This is a genomic window from Candidatus Villigracilis saccharophilus (genome assembly GCF_016711665.1).
Genome location: NZ_JADJSO010000015.1, coordinates 86,990 through 102,620 on the forward strand (window position 1 = coordinate 86,990; position 15,631 = coordinate 102,620).

Annotated in this window: 18 protein-coding genes; 9 read left to right on the forward strand and 9 right to left on the reverse strand. The window is 49.7% G+C overall.

Features of this window, described 5'->3' with window-relative positions; genetic code table 11:
• Positions 1–4: 4 nt before the first annotated feature.
• Entirely contained in the window at positions 5–385 is a 381-nt protein-coding gene (locus IPL17_RS06420) for an FHA domain-containing protein (RefSeq protein ID WP_345306250.1), read from the reverse strand.
• Positions 386–532: 147 nt separating this feature from the next.
• Here IPL17_RS06420 and obgE point away from each other — a divergent pair, with 147 nt between their 5' ends.
• From obgE to IPL17_RS06435, 3 genes are read left to right on the forward strand one after another with little or no spacing between them, the layout of a single operon-like run.
• Positions 533–1,795, forward strand: a complete 1,263-nt coding sequence (obgE, locus tag IPL17_RS06425) for a GTPase ObgE (protein ID WP_345306251.1) — start codon at positions 533–535, stop codon at positions 1,793–1,795.
• Positions 1,796–1,800: 5 nt separating this feature from the next.
• The gene (locus IPL17_RS06430) at positions 1,801–2,211 is read left to right on the forward strand and encodes a hypothetical protein (RefSeq protein ID WP_345306252.1); all 411 of its coding nucleotides are present in this window, start codon (positions 1,801–1,803) and stop codon (positions 2,209–2,211) included.
• Positions 2,212–2,222: 11 nt separating this feature from the next.
• On the forward strand, positions 2,223–2,810 hold the full coding sequence (locus IPL17_RS06435; protein WP_345306253.1) for a VTT domain-containing protein: 588 nt from the start codon (positions 2,223–2,225) through the stop codon (positions 2,808–2,810).
• Positions 2,811–2,891: 81 nt separating this feature from the next.
• On the opposite strand, the gene IPL17_RS06440 is transcribed toward IPL17_RS06435, so the two are convergent.
• A complete protein-coding gene (locus tag IPL17_RS06440; protein WP_345306254.1) occupies positions 2,892–3,380 on the reverse strand; it encodes a peptidylprolyl isomerase in 489 nt (162 codons plus the stop codon).
• A 116-nt stretch (positions 3,381–3,496) separates the two neighbouring features.
• Here IPL17_RS06440 and IPL17_RS06445 point away from each other — a divergent pair, with 116 nt between their 5' ends.
• The 5 genes from IPL17_RS06445 (at position 3,497) to IPL17_RS06465 (ending at position 8,984) form a co-directional block, all read left to right on the forward strand.
• The gene (locus tag IPL17_RS06445) at positions 3,497–4,378 is read left to right on the forward strand and encodes a hypothetical protein (RefSeq protein WP_345306255.1); all 882 of its coding nucleotides are present in this window, start codon (positions 3,497–3,499) and stop codon (positions 4,376–4,378) included.
• Complete coding sequence (locus IPL17_RS06450; protein WP_345306256.1) at positions 4,375–5,454, forward strand: P1 family peptidase; 1,080 nt, start codon at positions 4,375–4,377, stop codon at positions 5,452–5,454. Before IPL17_RS06445 ends, IPL17_RS06450 begins: the two co-directional genes overlap by 4 nt.
• Before the next feature lie 63 nt (positions 5,455–5,517).
• Complete coding sequence (locus tag IPL17_RS06455; RefSeq protein ID WP_345306336.1) at positions 5,518–6,453, forward strand: ATP-binding cassette domain-containing protein; 936 nt, start codon at positions 5,518–5,520, stop codon at positions 6,451–6,453.
• Positions 6,454–6,522: 69 nt separating this feature from the next.
• A complete protein-coding gene (locus IPL17_RS06460) occupies positions 6,523–7,791 on the forward strand; it encodes an ABC transporter permease (RefSeq protein WP_345306257.1) in 1,269 nt (422 codons plus the stop codon).
• Positions 7,788–8,984, forward strand: coding sequence for an ABC transporter permease (locus IPL17_RS06465; RefSeq protein WP_345306258.1), 1,197 nt, complete (start codon positions 7,788–7,790; stop codon positions 8,982–8,984). Before IPL17_RS06460 ends, IPL17_RS06465 begins: the two co-directional genes overlap by 4 nt.
• Positions 8,985–9,050: 66 nt before the next feature.
• Here IPL17_RS06465 and IPL17_RS06470 read toward each other — a convergent pair whose 3' ends face one another.
• The 4 genes from IPL17_RS06470 to IPL17_RS06485 all read right to left on the reverse strand — a co-directional run bounded on the left by IPL17_RS06470 (position 9,051) and on the right by IPL17_RS06485 (position 12,443).
• The gene (locus tag IPL17_RS06470; RefSeq protein ID WP_345306259.1) at positions 9,051–9,578 is read right to left on the reverse strand and encodes an ACT domain-containing protein; all 528 of its coding nucleotides are present in this window, start codon (positions 9,576–9,578) and stop codon (positions 9,051–9,053) included.
• A gap of 57 nt (positions 9,579–9,635) precedes the next feature.
• Positions 9,636–10,658: an ABC-F family ATP-binding cassette domain-containing protein gene (locus tag IPL17_RS06475; protein ID WP_345306260.1), complete on the reverse strand. Its 1,023-nt coding sequence runs from the start codon at positions 10,656–10,658 to the stop codon at positions 9,636–9,638.
• A complete protein-coding gene (locus IPL17_RS06480) occupies positions 10,640–11,266 on the reverse strand; it encodes an ATP-binding cassette domain-containing protein (RefSeq protein ID WP_345306261.1) in 627 nt (208 codons plus the stop codon). Before IPL17_RS06480 ends, IPL17_RS06475 begins: the two co-directional genes overlap by 19 nt.
• A 214-nt stretch (positions 11,267–11,480) precedes the next feature.
• Entirely contained in the window at positions 11,481–12,443 is a 963-nt protein-coding gene (locus tag IPL17_RS06485; RefSeq protein WP_345306262.1) for an NYN domain-containing protein, read from the reverse strand.
• Positions 12,444–12,598: 155 nt separating this feature from the next.
• Here IPL17_RS06485 and IPL17_RS06490 point away from each other — a divergent pair, with 155 nt between their 5' ends.
• Positions 12,599–13,420 (forward strand): PD-(D/E)XK nuclease family protein, encoded by an 822-nt coding sequence (locus tag IPL17_RS06490; protein WP_345306263.1) that lies wholly within the window; start codon positions 12,599–12,601, stop codon positions 13,418–13,420.
• Between the two features lie 200 nt (positions 13,421–13,620).
• On the opposite strand, the gene IPL17_RS06495 is transcribed toward IPL17_RS06490, so the two are convergent.
• The 3 genes from IPL17_RS06495 to IPL17_RS06505 all read right to left on the reverse strand — a co-directional run bounded on the left by IPL17_RS06495 (position 13,621) and on the right by IPL17_RS06505 (position 15,580).
• A complete protein-coding gene (locus tag IPL17_RS06495; RefSeq protein ID WP_345306264.1) occupies positions 13,621–14,637 on the reverse strand; it encodes a GNAT family N-acetyltransferase in 1,017 nt (338 codons plus the stop codon).
• Between the two features lie 65 nt (positions 14,638–14,702).
• Positions 14,703–15,143, reverse strand: coding sequence for a DUF1385 domain-containing protein (locus tag IPL17_RS06500; protein ID WP_345306265.1), 441 nt, complete (start codon positions 15,141–15,143; stop codon positions 14,703–14,705).
• Entirely contained in the window at positions 15,116–15,580 is a 465-nt protein-coding gene (locus IPL17_RS06505) for a DUF1385 domain-containing protein (protein ID WP_345306266.1), read from the reverse strand. Before IPL17_RS06505 ends, IPL17_RS06500 begins: the two co-directional genes overlap by 28 nt.
• Between the last annotated feature and the right edge of the window lie 51 nt (positions 15,581–15,631).

Genomic DNA, 15,631 nt, shown 5'->3' on the forward strand with positions numbered 1-15,631 from the left:
TTCCTCAAGTCTCTGAAGGATTGCGCAGGTTTTGCGTTGTTCCGGTCGCCTTGATCTGGATCTTGGCATTGTTGTTTAAAAACATGATGTTGATGTTTGCAAAAGATATCAAATCCCCGGAGTTAAGTACGCACTTCTCTATATTTTTACCGTTCACAAAGGTACCGCTTGTGGAATTCTTATCGTACAGCACGTATCTCCCATCCTCATTAATAATTTCAGCATGGTAACGAGATAAAAATTCTTCATGAAAAACAAGATCGTTACTAAGATGACGACCTATTGTCGTTATCTTTTTTATAAGAGGGATCATTTGGCGGTTTACAATCAAAAACACCCCTTGTTGAGGGGACATTTGATCATTAAAAACATCCTGCTCTTCCATTTTCAGCCTCTCAATATCGCATACATTTTTTTATTAAACACGATAATCTTACTACAAGAATGGTCAATAACAAAAACAAACTCAGGAAAATATCCTGAGTTTCACAATATAGGGGAATTCCATCCTGCGCGCATGTATAATGGAGGCATGTTTATAGATCAAGTCAATATCCACGTAAAATCAGGCAAAGGCGGAGACGGAATGGTTCACTTCCGCCGCGAGAAATTTGTACCCCTTGGCGGTCCCGATGGCGGCGACGGCGGCAGGGGCGGCAATGTCATTTTTGAGGTCAAGGCTACACTTAATACTCTTTCGGCGTTTCGTCAAAATGAAAAGTTTTCGGCTGACCCCGGCAAGAACGGCGGCGGTTCAGAAAAGACCGGGCGCGGCGGAAAAGACCTTATTATTTATGTCCCACCCGGCACAGTCATCTATGATGCCGAAAGCGGTTCCCTGCTTGGGGATCTCACTACCCCGGGTCAGCAATTATTGGTATGCAAAGGCGGTCGCGGCGGACTGGGCAACCAGCATTACGCCACCTCACGCAACCAGGCTCCGCGGATGGCGGAACGAGGCGAACCCCACGAGGAGAAAATGCTTCGCCTCGAACTTAAGCTGATCGCTGATATCGGCATCATCGGCCTGCCCAACGCTGGGAAATCCACCCTGCTCGCGGCATTGACGAATGCCAAGCCGAAAATCGGCGACTACCCGTTCACCACCCTTGAACCCAACCTCGGCGTTGCCCACATTGATGATGACACCACTGTTGTGATGGCGGACATTCCAGGCTTGATCGAAGGCGCGGCGGAAGGCGCGGGACTCGGTCATGATTTCCTGCGTCATATTCAACGCACCCGTGTGCTCATTCACATGGTGGACGGCCTGGGTGAAGATCCGCTGGCAGACTTCAGCCAGATCAACAGCGAGCTGGCGCTCTTCGACCCGAACCTTGCAAAAAAACCGCAGATCGTTGTGCTTAATAAAATTGACCAGCCCGATGTACAGGAACGATTAAAAACGATCAAGGCTAGTTTCAAAAAGAAAAAAATCGAATTGATCACCGCTTCTGCGATGGCTCGTACAAACACGCGTGATATTTTAATCGCCGCCTATCGCAAGCTGTCTGAACTGCCTGCGGAAGAACTGGAAGAATCAATTCCAGTGTATCGGCCGCCCGTTGACCCGAACCAGTTCGAGATCCAGCAGGAAGAAGGAAATAAATGGAGAGTCAGCGGTGTAGCCATTGAACGCTCCGCAAAGATGACCTATTGGGAGCACGATGGATCTCTGCGCCGATTCCAAAAATTAATGGAAAAACTGGGTGTAGATAAAGCCCTGCGTGAAGCAGGTGTGCAGGAAGGCGATACCGTCCATATCGGTGATTTTGAACTGGAGTGGAAGGATTAACTTCAATGACAGGAATACGAACAAGGCAACGCTGGATGATGATCGGGCTGATCATCATCGGGATAATTTTCACAGCATTCTTTGGGATGCGAGCCTTTCGAGCTTTCAAAAAATTCGATGGCCACGGTCATCGTCCGCCGCCGCAAGGCAAGGTGGAAACAGATGTTGAACTGATCCGTGATTGGATGACGATTCCGTTTATCGCGAGAACATATCAGGTGCCGCCTGAGATCATCTTTGAAGCGTTGAATATTCCCCCGCAAAAAGATCATGATAAAAGCCTGAAAACCATAAACGATGAGTATTTTCCCGGTCAAGACGGGTTTGTTGTGAGCGCGATCAAAGAAACGATCCTTGCGAATCAGGCTTCGCTTCCGCCAACAGCCCCGCAGCCACCGACCGCCCCCGCGCCATAATACACGAACACATGTCAGATTTTCTTCTCACACAAGTCATTAATTATGGCTCACCGCTTGTTGGATTAATTTTAATGCTCGGAGCACTGGGCTTGCCCGTAGGCGCATCAGCGGTTTTGATCGCCGCCGGCGCATTTAGTCAACAGGGAATATTGAGTTGGCCCAGTACGGCATTGATCGGATTAGCCGGTGCGATCCTTGGGGATATGTTTAGCTTTGGCATGGGTCATTATGCAAAAGATGCAATGCAAAGGCGGTTCGGAAAATCTCCAACATGGAGAAATGCGCGCATATCTTTTCAGAAACAGGCGGGACTGGCAATTTTTTTCACGCGCTGGCTCATTACAGCCATCGCAATTCCAACAAATTTGATCGCGGGCGGGAGTGGATATAAATTCACACGCTTTCTGATCTATGATATTAGCGGTGAGATCATGTGGATCCTGCTCTACGGCGGCCTTGGATATTGGTTTGGAAGTCAATGGGAATTGGTTTACGATTTTATAAGCAATTTCGGCGGCGTGCTTCTGGGGCTGGTACTTGTCGGCTTCGGTATTCGAGAAGTAATCAAACGGCAGGGGAAAATAAAAAAGAGTTGAAGCAAAAACTTCAACTCTTTTTTATTAAAATCATACGGAAGGCTTTGCAGGATTCTTTATATAACTACAGAGCCGTTCATTTTAGTGGTGATGTCCTTCTTCGTGGACATGCCCGTGGTCAAGTTCCTCTTCGGTGGGGTCACGCAGCGCAGTGACCTTCACACTGAAATGCAGCTCCGCGCCCGCGAGAGGGTGGTTGAAATCCAAATTCACTGTTTCAGCAGTTATACCTTCCACGCGCGCATATTGACTTTTGCCGTCTTCATCGGTCACGTTTAATTCAATGCCTTCCTCGAGTTCCATATCTTCCGGGAACTCGCTGCGCGGCACTTCCATAAAGGCTTCGTTGTCGAACTCGCCGTACCCATCGGCGGGTGAAACCACAACATCCTTGCTCTCGCCGATCTTCATACCGATCATTTCACGCTCAAGCCCGGGCACAATGTTGTCATAACCCGCGAGGAATTGCAAAGGACCGACGCCGTCTGAAGAATCAAGCACTTCTCCATCCACGCGTAATGTATATTCCATTGTAACGACCTGACCATCCTGTACTGTATCTTTGCTCATTTTTTATCCTTATTTGAATTTTGTGCGTCCATTTTACCAGTGATTAAGATGGTCAAAGGTCGAAAATCAAAACCCTGTGACCTAATGCCAATTGACCTTCGACTATAATTCGCCCCATGCGATATGACTTATGCCTGCCCTGGTACTGGGAATATGATGATGTCTTTGTTGGAATGGTGGAACGCGCCTGCATTGAAGAGGGAATTTCACTCTGGCAGATCAAACCGGATAACTTACTCGAATCGATCACAGCGCTTTATAAGGGGATCACAACCTTCAAAACGCTCTTGAACCGCGGACAGGGCGAAGCCATCTTCGACCCGATCCCGCGCTGGGCGCAGGAATTCGGCGCGCGCAGGATCAATCCGTTGGAATTCTCAGCCTGGTCGGAAGATAAAGCAACCATGCACCTTGAATTGATCAACAGCGGCATTCATACACCCTATACTATTTTGCTGGCGCCATTTCTGGAAGAACCCGTGGTTAAGCCAATTGACCTGACTCCACTTGGCGACAATTTTGTCATCAAACCGTCGAATGGCGGCGGCGGTGAAGGCGTGATCCTCGGAGCATCATCCATTGAGGAAATCTTGCAGGCGCGCATGGAATTCCCTGAACAAAAATATTTACTTCAGGCGCATGTCACACCGCGCATCATCAAAGGCACGCCGGCGTGGTTCCGCATCTTCTATGCCAATGGCGAAACGTATCCATGCTGGTGGGACACGACTACGCACATTTACGCCAATGTCACAGCGGAGGAAGAGTCGCAGTATCGCCTGGGCAGGCTGAGGGACATCACGAAGCGCATCGCATCCATTTGCAAACTCGACTGGTTCAGCACAGAGATTGCGCTGGCAAAGGAACTGATCGTCGTGGATTATGTCAATGATGAAATTGATACGCGCGTCCAATCGCAGGCAATGGATGGCGTACCGGATGAAATTATGCAAGACATTGCAAAACAACTTGTAAAGATCGCAAAGGAAAATTTATGACGAAGCATCGGGCGCGTGATCTGGGGATTCCATTGGATGGCAAAACTGGGGCATTCAACTCGATCACAGACGTTTCAGGCGTGACCGTTGGGTATGCTACCGTTATCGAAGGCAGCTCAGCGCGGACAGGGGTGACGGTCATCCATCCGCGCGGCAAGGGTAACCACACGCCAGTTTATGCGGGCGTACATTCATTCAACGGCAACGGCGAAATGACCGGCGCGGCATGGATCGAAGAAGGCGGCCTGCTCGAAGGTCCGATTGGGATCACAAATTCACACAGCGTCGGCATCGTGCGCGATACGATCATTGCATGGCAGTTGAAGCATAATGCCATGTATCAAAGATGGTCGCTGCCTGTAGTAGGCGAAACCGCAGACGGCTGGCTGAACGATATGAACAGTTTTCATGTGAAAGAGCATCACGTAATGAAGGCTTTGGATTCTGCAAAGACTGGAGTAATCGAAGAGGGCAATATCGGCGGCGGGACAGGCATGGTCTGCTACGAATTCAAGGGCGGCACAGGCACATCATCGCGCAAGCTCTCTGAGACTCTCGGCGGCTGGACAGTGGGTGCGTTGGTGCAATCCAATTTTGGACGAAGGCATCAATTCACATTAGCTGGTGTGCCAATAGGAAAGCATATAAAAGAAGGGATGCTATGGCCTGAAAGCGAAGACCCATTCGCACAAGAAAGCGGCTCGCTAATCGTCATCATCGCAACGGATGCGCCACTGCTCCCCCATCAACTCAAACGACTGGCAAAACGCGCGACGCTCGGAATGGCACGCACAGGCAGCATGGGCGGAAACGGCTCTGGCGATATTTTCCTTGCATTCTCAACAGCCAATTCTAATGCCACGCATGAGGATGAAAAGGGAATCTCGAATATTCAAACCCTATCTAATGATCATCTTGACCCGTTATTGGCCTCCGCGGCTCTTTCAACAGAAGAGGCGATTATCAATTCAATGGTAGCCGCTGAAGATATGGACGGGCATAACGAGGTTAAGGTCAAAGCTTTACCGCATGGGGAAGTTCAAGAATTGCTCAGGCACTACAAAAGAATAGAATAAGCAACTTATTCCATTTACATTCGTAAACAAGCTATATTTCTTTCAGGAGTAAATATGACATCAATCCTAGAAGTCCAAAACCTCGTTAAAAACTATGGTGATTTTCAAGCTGTAAAAGGTGTCTCGTTCAATATCGAAGAAGGGGAAATATTCAGCCTGCTCGGCCCCAATGGCGCAGGGAAAACCACAACCATTTCCATGTTATCAACTTTATACACACCCACTTCAGGTGACGCGGTCATTGGCGGGCACTCGGTCACAAAAGACCCGATGGCAGTACGTGGCGTCATCGGTGTAGTTCCGCAAGATCTTGCCCTGTATGAAGACCTGACCGCCCGCGAGAACCTGATCTTCTGGGGACAAATGTATAACTTGAGCGGCAAAGCACTCCATGCCCGTGTGGATGAAGTCCTCGAGCAAATTGGTTTGACCGATAAAGCCAAAGACAGGGTCAAAACCTATTCGGGCGGCATGAAGCGGCGCGTCAACATCGGCGTGGGCTTGCTCCACAAACCGCGTCTGCTGTTCATGGATGAACCTACCGTGGGCATTGACCCGCAATCCCGCCGCGCGATTCTGGATACGGTCAAAGACCTGAACAAACAAGGCATGACGTTGCTTTATACTACACACTACATGGAAGAAGCCGAAGAGCTTTCCAACCGGGTCGGAATCATTGACCACGGTGAGTTGATCGCCATTGGTTCGCAAAAAGAACTGACCCAACAGGTCGGTCAATCTGAAACGCTCATTTTGCATATCAATGAAAACGATGACCCGCAAGCGCTGATCCCGTCATTCAAGGGGATTACGGATGTGCTTGAAGCGAATGTAATTGGCGCCGAAATTTCCATCATCACGCCCTCCGCAAAAGATGTGCTTGCTTCAGTAGTGAGCAAAGCCAACGAACGCGGCATCAAGATCCGCTCGATCGATATCCGCGAGCCAAATCTCGAAGCGGTATTTTTACATCTTACAGGCAGAGCGTTACGTGATTAATTTGGAGACCGACAGCTCGCTGTCGGATGCGCAGGAGCAACCTCCTGAATCCCAGAAAAAGAGATTCCCATGCTAAAAACATTTCTGATTGGTATCAAAGATTTACGACTCGCATTCCGCGATCGAGCCGCGCTGATCCTCATGCTGGCCGCGCCTTTTGTGCTTACGCTCGGCCTTGGTCTTGTCACAGGCCGTTTCAGCGGCAATAACAACAGCGGTCTCTCTGATATTCCCGTCATCATCGTTAACTTGGATAATGAGCAATTGGGCAACGCATTGGCAGATGTATTCACTTCGGAAGAACTTGCCGATTTAATGGAGCCAAGCGCCTCGTCCGACCCAGAAGCGGCTCGAAAATTAATTGACGAAGATGAAGCTGCGGCAGTTGTCATCATTCCGGAAGGCTTCACCCGATCCATCATCCCGCAACAAGGTGATTTCGATAACCCTGACGCAGTCCAAGAGCCTGTAAAGATCGAAGTGTACGCCAACCCATCCAGACCTACAGGCGCGGGAATTGTAAAAGCCGTTGTAGATGAATTTCTTAGCCGTGTGAATGAGGGCAGTCTCAGTGGCGGCGTATCCATCTTGCAGCTCATGCTTAGCGGACGCATTACGCCCGATCAAGCCGAAGCCGCGGGCATCGCCATGGGCGAAAGATTGCAAACCGAGACAACAGACAGCGCGCTCGCGATCACAATCAATTCATCCACCGCTGACGGCGAAGAGGTGCAGTTTGATATCCTCGCTTATCTCGCCCCGGGCATGGCGCTGATGTTCCTGATGTATACAGTCAGCTATGGCGGGCGCTCCATCCTTGCCGAAAAAGCGCAGGGCACTCTGCCACGCCTGCTGGTTTCGCCGACAAGCTCAACACAGATCCTGGGCGGAAAAGTGTTTGGAATTTTTCTGACCGGCGCGGCGCAAATGTTAATCCTCATCGGCGCATCATCCTTGTTTTTTCAACTCAAATGGGGCGACCCGTTCGGAGTAATCATCCTTGTGCTCGCGGCGGTCTTTGGCGCAACAGGCTGGGGTATGTTCATCACCGCGCTTGCACGCACACCCGCGCAAGTTGCCAGCGTCGGATCGGCCATCATGCTGATCTTTGGCATCATGGGCGGAAGTTTCATCAGCCTCGATCAAATGCCGCCTGCGATTCAAACTTTCAGCAAGATCACTCCCAATGCATGGGCATTGGATGGATTTACAACCCTCGGACTTGGAGGAACTTTAGCGGATCTTTCCTCGCCGATAGTTGCCCTGCTTACGATGGGCACGATCTTGTTTTTGGTTTCTGTCGTGCTATTCGGCAAAAAGAATTTGGTGCAGAAATGAAAAAATTATTTGCCATCGCCTGGAAGGATGCCATCGTCCGATTTGCAAGCTCATCAGAGTTGCTGTTCTTCATTATCCTGCCACTTATCTTCACTTTTCTGCTCGCGGGCGGAACTCCATCCAATAACGACGACAATCGTGTACGTCTTGTCGTTGTAGACCAAGCCAATACTGTCATCTCACAAAACATCATCGCTGAGTTGGATAGATCCACAGCGGTACGGCCCGAAGTATTATCTCTGGATGAAGCCGAAAGCCAATTCGATTCACGCCGCGCAACGGTGGTACTTGTCATTCCCGCAGACCTGGATCTACAAGCCATTCAAGACGGCACGGCCCAGGTTGATTTTCGCCAACAGCCAAACAACCTAAATGCCACTGTCGCCGAGCGCGCCGTGCAAACAGCCCTGCGCAGTGTCAGCAGCGCGGTCAACGCCGCGAATAATGCGGTAAAAACAGCCGAAGAGAACGGGGCATTTAAATCCGAAACAGACCGTCAGGCCTATTTTGATGATGCATTGAAATTAGCTCAAACCATGCAGGCGGATGCCCCCGAGCGTGTGACCGTTGTTGAAGGCTCAACCCCGGACCGCATTGAATATGATCCACGCGCCAGTTCATCAGCGGGACAGCTAATCACCTGGGTGTTCATCCCGCTGTTTGGAATCTCTGGTTTATTTGCCTATGAACGTCAGCAGGGAACGCTGCGCCGCGTTCTGACCACACCGACCAGCAAAGCCACCTACCTGCTCGGCACGATCTCCGGCCAGGTGGTCATGGCGCTTGTGCAAATGTCCCTGCTGATCCTATTTGGCAGCCTCGTAATGAAACTTAATTGGGGGCGTGAGCCATTGGCTTTGTTTGTCATTCTTACTGCCGCCGCATTGGCCGCTGGCGCGATCGGAACAACCATGGGAACGTTCATCAAGACCGAAGGTCAGGCCAGCGGATTAAGCATCATGATGGGCATGGTCATGGCGCTCATGGGCGGATGCTGGTATCCGCTGGAACTATTCCCCGCTGTTGTGCAAAACATCGTCAAGATATTGCCGACTACATGGGCGATGCAGGGATTACTGGATCTGGTCTTACGCAACGGAAGCCTGATCCAAATTCTGCCCGAAGCAGGGGTCTTGCTTGGGTTTGCGGCGATCTTCTTTTCGATCGGTGTGATGAGATTTAGATACGAGTAGTTCCAGAAAGCAAAAGGCGGAAGGCAGGTTGACTGCCTTCCGCCTTCTGCTTTTCGCTTTCTTTCCCTACTTCACCATTTCCACTTTTACATTCACATTCAATTTATCGCCGATCTCTTCCAGTTCATCACTCAAGACATGAAAGTTCAAATGCGGCGGGACAAGCACAATCCCCTTCATTGTAAACAAGGGGGTGCCGCTCATCGGCGCAGGGGCGGAACTGGTGTCCATATTTTCGATGTTGATGCTCTGCGTGGCAAGATGATGCGATATCTCGTGGATGATACCTTCATGGTCCGCGCCTGTCACTTCGATCTCATAAGGCAGCCAGCCCGCATACTTCTTTGAATCGTCTTCAGTCTGCAAAAGAGTGACCTGATATCCCTCCCCGCGCACTTGCTGAAAATCGTGGTCGAGATTTGCGAACTCGCTATCAGGGACAGAGACCAGCATGAGTATGGCAAATTCCCCGCCCAGACGCGCCATGCGGCTGGCGATCACATTGCCCGTACGCTTTGCGATCACATTCGTAACATTGTCAACGAGCCCGATCTTATCGCGGCCTGTCAGGGTCAACACAATATTTTTCGGCATAGGAGACTCCCATTTTTATATGTTTTGTGAGATGTAAACCGAGTATAGCATAAGGCTTTATGGATTTTTATCTTTCTTTTCAAGATAATCGCTATAGCCGCCTTGATATTCAACCAGCTGACCATCTTCGATCACAAGCAGCCGCTCAACCGTGCGGTCAAGGAAATAACGGTCATGTGAAATGACCAGCACCGTGCCGACAAAATCTTCGAGAGCCTGTTCCAGCACTTCGGCAGAAGCGATATCCAGATTATTCGTGGGTTCATCCAATAGCAAAAAGTTCGCGCCGGATAAAACCACCAGCGCAAGCTGCAAACGACTGCGCTCGCCGCCTGAGAGTTCGCCGATCTTTTGCGAAACTTGTTTATAGGTAAAAAGATAATGCAGGAGAAAAGCGGTGGCTCTCCCTTCGCTCATTTCACCCGCATAGCGGACAGCATCCACAACGGTTTGATTGAAATCCAGTGTTTCATGTTCCTGCGCGTAATGTCCAATCGAAATGCTGGGGCCAATTTTCACTTCGCCTGAATCAGGCGTTTCCTTGCCAAGGATCATTCGCAGCAGAACGGATTTTCCTGCGCCGTTCGGACCGATCAATCCAACACGCTCTCCATGCCAGATGGTTTCGTTTAGACCCGAAAATATTTTCCTTGAACCGAACGATTTTGAAATACCAGCAAGTTCCAAAACTTTATTCGAACCGCGCCAGCCGCTGAGGCGCAAGTCCATGCGCTTGCGGTCCAAATTTGGTTTCTCGATCTTTTCCACGCGCGCCATGCGTGCCTCCATGGCATGGATGCGAGTGGCAAATTTATCATTGAACTGAACCCAAACCCGATAACGCTTGATCGCCATTTCCATGCGGGCGAGTCCGCGCTGTTGGATTTGAAATAATTCCTCCTGCCGCGCCAGGCGCAGTTCCTTGTCTGTAATGAAAGATGAATAATCACCTTCGAACAAAGTCAGCTTGCCGTCTTCCAATTCGGCGATGTGCGTAACAGCGGCATCCAGCAAATAACGGTCATGCGAGATCAGCACCACTGTCCCTTCGTATTCGCGGATCAGTTTTTCGAGGAACATTTACCGGGCAGATCAAGGTGATTATCGGGTTCATCCAGTAGCAGGATGTCTGGACGGACAAGAAGCAGACGCGCCAGCCCGACCAGTTTTTTCTGTCCCCCGCTCAACACGGACAGGGGCTTGGTCAGTTCACTTTGAGCGAGTCCCAGCCCGAGCAGTAGATCGCGCACACGCGCAGGATATGAGTCGCCGCCGAGGGCGTGAAATTCTTCAACAAGTTTATGCTGTACTTCAAGCGCGCGTTGAAGTTTACGCTCATCGCCGTAGACTTCAGGATCGCCCAGACTATTTTCCACGCGTTCCAATTCAGCATGGACTTCCGCCACACGCGGATTGCCCGCGAGCGCGGCGTCCAGCGCTGTCAGCGAAGAATCAAGCTCGGGTGACTGAGACAGATATCCCGTTGTAATGAGTCGGGCGCGGGTGATGACTCCGCCCATTTCGGGAGAATGCTCGCCTTCGATCATTTTGAAGAGCGAAGATTTTCCCGCGCCATTCGCACCGATTAGACCGATCTTCTGTCCGTGCTGAATTTCCCAATTTAGATTTTCGAAGATGCGTTTTGCACCGAGAACCAGCGTGATGTTTACGAGTTGAAGTTGTACCATTTTGTTTTCCGTTATTTCCAGTTGTTATAAATAAAAAGGCCGTTAAAATAACAGGGCAGCCTGCGGCGTGAGAAAGTTGACGAATTACTTTCATTCTTTCAGCATACAGGCGCGATTCCAGAAGGTGATGTGAAAATGAAGCCACGCACACCGATGATGAGAGGAGATTTGCCTGCAAGAAATTTGTAAATCATATTTGCGATTATAACTGATTTTATTCCGCCGCGACCAGATCAGCGATGTGCTCAATGGTTTTTATCGTACGAACGCCGCCGTATAAAATGAGCGCGGCAACTTCCACATCCAGCTTTTCGGGAGAACCAAGATCAGATACGAGCAATTGCAAAAGTTTGCGGTCACATTTCTCAAGCAGGTCAGATGCTTTTTGAATATCGGCCGCGAAAAACATTTTGCGATTCAAAATACGTTCATGGCTTTCAGGATCGAACTCAAAACAGAAAGTATGAAAGAGTTGATGGGCAATATCCAGCACGACCTGTGCATCTATTTTCGGCGCATGGCTGGAATAATATTCCTCGACCTGTTCCTTCAATTGGTTGAAGGTCAATTGATTGGGATAGTTCTTGATCAACTCATAAATTTTGTAGATCACCAGTGGACGATACTCACCTTTCGCAACGCGGATCTTTTTCGCCGCAAGCAAATTTGAATATTGTTCCAATTTTCCTTCAGGTGTGGTGGCTGTCGGAAGGTGTGGCTTGGAGCCGTTGCCATTATTCTGTTTCTGCGCGGGCGGGTTTTGCGGCTGATTGTTTTGGATCGGTTTCTTGAACTTATTCACACCCTGCCATTTATCGTAATAAATAAATTTATCGCAGGCGTTGACAAGATATTCCGCGCTTGTGCCGCTGATGCCAATACCGATCACATGCTTGCCATGCGCGCGCAGGCGGTGAACCAGTTCTGTGAAATCACCATCTCCTGAAACAAGCACGAGATGCGTAAAGGCATCTTTATCGCTGTAGAATAATTCCAAAGCGTCGATCACAATCCGAATGTCCGCGGCATTCTTGCCGCGTTTGCTGTTGACATGCACCAACTCGACGCCCATGCCGAGCAGCAGGCGTTGTTTGGCGGCGGACTCAGCCCAATCTGCATAAGCACGGCGCATGACCACCCGCCCCAGCTGAGTGGCGGCTTGAAAATGCGACTCCAATCCACGTCAGCGGCTTTACCGAATGCTTCTTCCACGCTGATCTCGATATTGTCGTAATCTATGAATACTGCTACTTGATTTTCCTGTCCCATTTGGAACTCCAATTATTTTTTAAAAGTATAGCATAGCCAACCCATCTGTGGCAAAATAAGAACATGACAGAACAATTGCGCTCCCTCAGCCAGTCATCTTTACAGGATTACAACGATTGCCCGCGCCGTTTTGAATTGCGCTACATTCAGCATTTGGCGTATCCCGCCGTTGAAAGTGAGCCAGCTCTCGAAAACGAAAAGCATCAGCAGGAAGGCGAATATTTTCACCGCCTCGTGCAGCAGCACCTGATCGGCATCCCTGCGGAGCAGGTTGGCAAGTTGGCCAAAACGGATAACCTGCAAAGGTGGTGGGAGAATTATGTTAATGCAAAAGACCTGACAGGTCTCGCAGACCTGTCAGGTCTTTATGCGGAAGCCACGCTTTCCGCGCCGCTTGGAAAATTCCGTTTGGTCGCGAAGTATGATCTGATCGCAATTGGCGATAACAAAGCCACAATCTACGATTGGAAAACCTATCGCAAACGCCCAAAGAACGAATTCCTTCACATCCGCTGGCAGACGCGCGTTTATCGCGCCTTGCTGGTGCAGGCGGGCGCGCATTTGAATGGCGGAAAACCGTTCACACCCGAACAGATCGAAATGGTTTACTGGTTCGCCGACTTCCCCACCGAACCCGCGCGTTTTGTTTATAAAGCGGATCAATACAAACGGGATTGGGATGCGCTTACAAAGCTGGCAGAGGAGATAACATCCGCATCAGACTTCCCGAAAACTGATGATGTCTCGAAATGCAGTTACTGCCCCTACAGATCCTACTGCGACAGAGGCATCCGCGCAGGTGACGCTGCCGATGCTGAATTGGAAACCGCCACCGAGGAATTATTCGATATCAATTTTGAGCAGATCGGTGAGATTGCGTTTTGATCAACGGCTCAATTATGATTCCCTGAGCAAATGGTCTCTGAGATAATCGTAGAGGTTCTGGCGCGCGGCGCAAGGTCGCTCCGCTCAGAACGACATTACGTAATAGAAAAGGATTTGGAAATTGTGAATTTCCAAATCCTTTTTGTTTCAGAATATTTTTCAACCCTTGCCCACTAGTCATTTGTGGGCGACATGCTAAGTTATGTTGCTGATTTTCGATAGCGTTGAAACTCTTTTACTACATGAAAGCCCAGATTTCTATATAAATCCATAGCGCGGGTCTGATACTCACCAAACGTATCAAGCCAAATCAACTTCTCGCCACGTTCAAGCACATCCTGTAAAGCACGAATTAACAGCACACGAGCCAGTCCCTTTCGTCGCCACGCAGGTCGAATGCTCACCTGATTTACACAAACTTGATCATCTTCTTTCACCATAAACACCTGACCTGCGACTTCATCACCATCCCAAGCAACATGCCAAAGTCGCGGATCGTATTTTGGTTTTTGTAACTCGGCAGTATAGTAAGCCACGCGATCAAAGTCATCCCGAAATCGGTTCTCGGAAAACGCATTTTGATAGCATTCAATAATGCTAGAAATAATTTGGGGATAATGTTCTGGTAGCACGGGGCGCACTTCGATATTATCTGGGAGGGAGGTCAAGCCCGGTAATACTGTAGAAATATCAAAACGCATTTCCAAGCTGGTGAAACCGACATAATAGCCTTCATTCAGCAAAAACGCAGTGGCGTCCTGTTCGGTGGAGGTCGCATTTGCCGCAAACTCGAATCTTTCATTTGGATGTTGTAGTGCGGCTGACTGACGAGCCATAGCCTCTCCCCAGTGAAGCATGGCAGAACCAATTCCCTTGCCGCGCCACTCTGGTAAGACCCAGCCTCCCATAAAGTACACCCACACACCATCCTCTTCGTGCCAACTCTCAATCTGACTGTAACCAACGACGCGTTCGTATATTTGGGCTACCAGCCATTGATCTTGCTCTTTTGCAGTTACCGACTGCGAAAGAAAGGAACGTAATCTTTCCAAAGATGGCATATCTTCATGGTGAAGTGATAAATCGACCTTATCATAGGCGATGCGGCCTGTATGAACTGCGTACAATGCATCTGCGTCCTCCACACCCTTGATGGAACGAAAACTAAATCCTTCAATGTTGGGAATATCGGGAATAACAACTTGGATTGTAGACATATTTTCTCCAACGGTAGGGAAATGTTCGTGTCAACATCGGCATTATAGCCGCCCAATAGTTTGCGTTACGCGGCTTCCTGCTCCGCTTTGCGCATGGACTGGAATGATGCAATCGCAACTTCCAGCATGGAGTTGTCAGGGGTGCTTGTGGTGAGATGCTGTAAAGCCAGATTGGGTTTGATCAACATTTGAACAAACGGACTATCCAAATGGTTCGCTGTCCAGCGGATGTATTCAATGGCAATGCCCGCCAGAATGGGGATAAACAATACTCTGGTGAGAAGGCGCCACACAATAGGCATGGGTCCCAACGCTGTAAAGATCAAAATGGAAAGCAAAACAAGCGTAAGCAAGAATGCTGTTCCGCAGCGCGCATGTTCAATGGGATATTTCGCCACGACTTCGGGAGTCAACTCCGCGCCCGCTTCAAAGGCATTGATGGTCTTATGTTCCGCGCCGTGATACATGAAGAGCCGCTTCACATCGGCATGAAGCTGATGCCCCAAATGTAAGCGATCAAGAATACCAAACGCAATACGCCTTCGACCAGGTTGTTGAGCCAGGGACTCCAGCCGAGATAATGTTCGGCAAGTCCGCCGAGGCCGGCGGGCAGCAAAAAGAAGAGTCCAATGCCCAGGGTGAGAGACAGGCCCAAGGTTAAATAAAGAGCCGGGCCTTCCAGTTTTTCATCCTCACCTGTTTGGGTGTTCGCAGAAATCGTGAGGGCATTCATGCCCAATCCGAGGGCATCCCACAAAAGAATGGATCCGCGCAAAAAGGGAATCTTGGTAATGCCCGAGCGATATACATTCGCAAGTTTTTGGGTGTGGATCGCGATGCTGCCATCGGGCGCGCGCATGGCGATGGCATACGCCTTTTGCCCGCGCATCATCACACCTTCGATCACTGCCTGTCCGCCGTAAGTAATTATTCGATCTTCCATTAAATTTTTCCGCCAATATTTTCCGTAGGGGCGGGGTAACCCCGCCCCTAC

Coding starts and splice junctions, on each gene's coding strand:
- IPL17_RS06490 (WP_345306263.1), top strand. CDS start 12,599: ATGACAGAACAATTGCGCTCCCTCAGCCAGTCATCTTTACAGGATTAC.
- IPL17_RS06470 (WP_345306259.1), bottom strand. CDS start 9,578: ATGCCGAAAAATATTGTGTTGACCCTGACAGGCCGCGATAAGATCGGG.
- IPL17_RS06445 (WP_345306255.1), top strand. CDS start 3,497: ATGCGATATGACTTATGCCTGCCCTGGTACTGGGAATATGATGATGTC.
- IPL17_RS06480 (WP_345306261.1), bottom strand. CDS start 11,266: ATGGTACAACTTCAACTCGTAAACATCACGCTGGTTCTCGGTGCAAAA.
- IPL17_RS06505 (WP_345306266.1), bottom strand. CDS start 15,580: ATGGAAGATCGAATAATTACTTACGGCGGACAGGCAGTGATCGAAGGT.
- IPL17_RS06435 (WP_345306253.1), top strand. CDS start 2,223: ATGTCAGATTTTCTTCTCACACAAGTCATTAATTATGGCTCACCGCTT.
- IPL17_RS06475 (WP_345306260.1), bottom strand. CDS start 10,658: ATGTTCCTCGAAAAACTGATCCGCGAATACGAAGGGACAGTGGTGCTG.
- IPL17_RS06460 (WP_345306257.1), top strand. CDS start 6,523: ATGCTAAAAACATTTCTGATTGGTATCAAAGATTTACGACTCGCATTC.
- IPL17_RS06440 (WP_345306254.1), bottom strand. CDS start 3,380: ATGAGCAAAGATACAGTACAGGATGGTCAGGTCGTTACAATGGAATAT.
- IPL17_RS06465 (WP_345306258.1), top strand. CDS start 7,788: ATGAAAAAATTATTTGCCATCGCCTGGAAGGATGCCATCGTCCGATTT.
- IPL17_RS06420 (WP_345306250.1), bottom strand. CDS start 385: ATGGAAGAGCAGGATGTTTTTAATGATCAAATGTCCCCTCAACAAGGG.
- IPL17_RS06430 (WP_345306252.1), top strand. CDS start 1,801: ATGACAGGAATACGAACAAGGCAACGCTGGATGATGATCGGGCTGATC.
- IPL17_RS06450 (WP_345306256.1), top strand. CDS start 4,375: ATGACGAAGCATCGGGCGCGTGATCTGGGGATTCCATTGGATGGCAAA.
- IPL17_RS06495 (WP_345306264.1), bottom strand. CDS start 14,637: ATGTCTACAATCCAAGTTGTTATTCCCGATATTCCCAACATTGAAGGA.
- obgE (WP_345306251.1), top strand. CDS start 533: ATGTTTATAGATCAAGTCAATATCCACGTAAAATCAGGCAAAGGCGGA.